General features: G+C 71.6%; 2 protein-coding genes and 1 pseudogene. All 3 read right to left on the reverse strand.

Annotated features, from left to right (window positions below):
* Positions 1 to 1972: helicase-related protein (locus VHK87_RS18840; RefSeq protein WP_329636434.1), on the reverse strand; the 1972-nt coding region annotated here is incomplete at its 3' end.
* A 157-nt stretch (positions 1973 to 2129) separates the two neighbouring features.
* Positions 2130 to 3263, reverse strand: coding sequence for an ABC transporter permease (locus VHK87_RS18845; RefSeq protein WP_329636435.1), 1134 nt, complete (start codon positions 3261 to 3263; stop codon positions 2130 to 2132).
* A pseudogene (locus tag VHK87_RS18850) lies at positions 3260 to 3480 on the reverse strand (ABC transporter ATP-binding protein); the annotation flags it as partial. The gene VHK87_RS18845 and the pseudogene VHK87_RS18850, both read right to left, overlap by 4 nt.

The following is a 3480-nucleotide window of genomic DNA, read 5'->3' on the forward strand; positions in this document are numbered from 1 at the left end:
CCTCCTCGCGCACGGCCGCCCGATCCAGGACGCCGCCCTGCTCGATCAGGCGGTAGGCCAAGCCACGAGCGAGGCCTTTGATCTTGCCCTCGGAGACGGCGCTTTCCAGCCGGCGCAGGGGCTTCAGCCGCCGGTCGGCCTCGGCGGCGGCGAAGGCCTCCAGCCGACGCTGGGCCCGCTCGCGCGCCGCGCCCGCGCCGAGCTCGCCGAACAGCCGCACGCGCGGGGCGAACAGCGTCCCGCCGGAGAGCACGCCCACGGCGTCGCCCCGCCACAGCAGCGTCCCGTCCGGTGCGAGCGCAAACGCCTCGTCCGGCTCCGACGCCAGCTTGCCGAGCCGGCGGGCGATCTCGGGCCCCACGGCGGCGGTGGCGGCGGCGCGCAGCGCCTTCTCCTCCAGCAGCGAGGCGCCCTGGGCGGCCTCGAAGCTGACGCCCGACAGCTTGCCGACGTACTGGCCCTCGACCGTGACCACCCCGTCGGCGGCGACGCCGGCCAGCAGGTCCTCGCGCACCCGAAGGCCTCGCATCAGGGCGCTGGTCCGCCGGTCCACGAACCGGGCCATCAGCTTCTCGTGCAGGGTGTCGGAGAGCCGGTCCTCCAGCGCCCGGGTCTTGCCCTGCCAGTTGGCCGGATCGGCCAGCCAGTCGGGCCGGTTGGCGACGTACGCCAGGGTGCGGACGCTGGCGAGCCGGCCAGCGAGCGCGTCGATCTCGCCGTCGGAGCGGTCCAGCCAGTCGTACTGGCGGGCGATCCAGTCCTCGGGAATTCGGCGGGACTTGGACGTCAGGTGGCCGAAGAAGTCGCGCACCAGGCGCACGTGGTCCTCGCTCGCGGTCTTGCGGAAGTCCGGCGTCTGGCAGACGTCCCACAGGCGGAACAGGGCGCTGCGGTCGCGGCAGCGATCGAAGATCTCGGGATCTGCGGCGAGCTGGCGGAGCGTCATCTCGTCGAGGCTCTCGGCCGCGAGCTTCAGCCCCTCCCGCTGCGGGGCGGCCGACAGCGACCGCATCAAGGCCGGCAGGGAGGCGAAGTCGAGGGCGGCGTTGCGCCACTCGGCGGCGGCGACCGGCTCGAAGTGGTGCTGCTGGACGGCCTCGACCAGGTCGGGGTCCATGTCCTCGCACTCGCCGGTGACGCCGAAGGTGCCGTCCTTGCGGTAGCGGCCGGCCCGGCCGGCGATCTGGCCGATCTCCTGCGGGTAGAGCCAGCGGGTGCGGCGGCCGTCGAACTTGCGGAGCCCGGCGAAGGCCACGTGGTCGACGTCCATGTTCAGGCCCATGCCGATGGCGTCGGTGGCGACCAGGAAGTCCACCTCGCCGGACTGGTAGAGGGCGACCTGGGCGTTGCGGGTGCGGGGGGAGAGCGAGCCCATCACCACGGCCGCCCCGCCCCGCTGGCGGCGGATCAGCTCGGCGATGGCGTAGACCTGGTCGGCCGAGAAGGCGACGACCGCGCTGCGCCGCGGCAGGCGGGTCAGCTTCTTGGGTCCGGAGTAGGACAGATCGGAGAACCGCTCGCGCGAGACGATCTCGGCGTGCGGCAAGAGGCGCCGGACCAGCGGCGCCATGGTCGAGGCGCCCAGCAGCATGGTCTCGGACTTGCCTCTGGCGTGCAGCAGGCGGTGGGTGAAGACGTGGCCGCGCTCCGGGTCGGCGCAGAGCTGGATCTCGTCGATAGCGAGGAACTCCACCTCGCGCGACAGCGGCATCGCCTCGACCGTGCACACGAAATACTGCGGCCGGGGCGGGATGATCTTCTCTTCGCCGGTGATCAGGGCGACGACGCGCGGGCCCCTGGCCTTGACGATCCGGTCGTAGACCTCGCGGGCGAGCAGGCGCAGCGGCAGGCCGATCATGCCGCTGGCGTGGCCGAGCATGCGCTCGACCGCCAAATGGGTCTTGCCGGTGTTGGTCGGCCCCAGAACCGCCACCAACCGGGACGGCGCGGCTCCCGTCGGGCGGTCGCTCATGAGTCGAATGTGGGGGCCGGCAGGGAGTCGGGCAAGCGTGGCAGCCCGTCGCTGCAAGTCACCAGGCCTGACGCAACTCTACGCTTCAACCCCTGCTCCTGAGCGCCCCTGCAATAGACGCGGCGAAGCCGAGCTAAGTTCCCGGATTCACATCCGGCTAGTCCAGCGTGCGGCGATACCTGACCATGGCGAGCGCGGTGACCACGCAGACGAAGGCGGTCAGCGCCGCCAGCTCGCGCCACATCTCGTGGGCCTCCAGGCCCTTCAGCAGCGCGCCGCGGACGATCCTCAGGAAGTGGGTGACGGGGATGACTTGGCCGATCCCCTGGGCCCAGCCGGGCATCCCCTGGAACGGGAACATGAAGCCGGAAAGCAGGATCGAGGGCAGGATGTAGAAGAAGCTCATCTGCATCGCCTGCAGCTGGCTCCTCGCCACCGTCGAGATCAGGAACCCCAGCGCCAGCGAGCCGACGATGAACAGGGAGACGCCCAGGGTGAGGCCGATCCAGCCGCCGGCCATCGGCACCCCGAACAACAGCCGCGCGACCGTGAGCACGATTACCGTCTGGGCCAGGCCCACCAGGACGTAGGGCGCGAGCTTCCCGATCATCACCTCGATCGGCTCCACGGGGGTGGCCAGCAGGCTCTCCATGGTGCCGCGCTCGGCCTCGCGGGTGACGCTGAGGGCGGTCATCATCACCAGGGTCATGGAGAGGATCACGCCCAAGAGGCCGGGAACGATGTTGTAGGCGGTCACCGCGGCGGGATTGTAGCGGCGGTGCACGACGACCTCGAACGGCGCTTGCGCAAGGCCGCGCTGGGCCAGGGCGCCCTTCAGGTCGTGGGCCAGGGCTCGAGCGGGCAGGGCGGCGAGCGCCGCGGCCGCGCCAGCGGTGGCCGCGGGGTCGGTGGCGTCGGCCTCCACCAGGATCTGCGGCTTGTCGCCCCGCGCCACGCGGCGAGTGAAGTCGCCAGGGATGGTGACGCCGAATTGCACCTCGCCACGCCGGATCAGCGCGTCGAGCTCGGCCGGCGTGCGGGCGGTGCGCTCGATGTCGAAGAAGCCGCTGTTGGTCATCGCCGCCAGGGTGGAGCGGGCCAGCACCGAGTCCTCCTGCACCAGCACGGCGGTGGGCAGGTGGCGCGGCTCGGTGTTGATGGCGTAGCCGAACAGGATCAGCTGCACGACCGGCAGCGCCAGGATCATGGCGTAGGTCAGCCGGTCGCGGGTCAGCTGCTTGAATTCCTTGACCAGCACCGCCCAGACGCGGACCGCCGACACCCCGGTCATTGGAAGTTGTCCTGCGCCCGGCCCATCAGCTGGATGAACACGTCCTCCAGGGTCGGCGGGACCTCGGTCCAGCGGAACGGCGCGCGTCGGTATGGGGCGAGCGCCGCCTCCAGCGCAGCCCGGTCGGTCCCTGACGCCTGGACGGCGGCCCCGAAGGGGGCGGCGGCCTCAATCCCGGGCTTCGCCGCGATCTCGGAGGCCAGCCGGTCGATCCCCG

It is taken from the genome of Phenylobacterium sp., from assembly GCF_036263695.1.
Classification (GTDB): domain Bacteria; phylum Pseudomonadota; class Alphaproteobacteria; order Caulobacterales; family Caulobacteraceae; genus Phenylobacterium.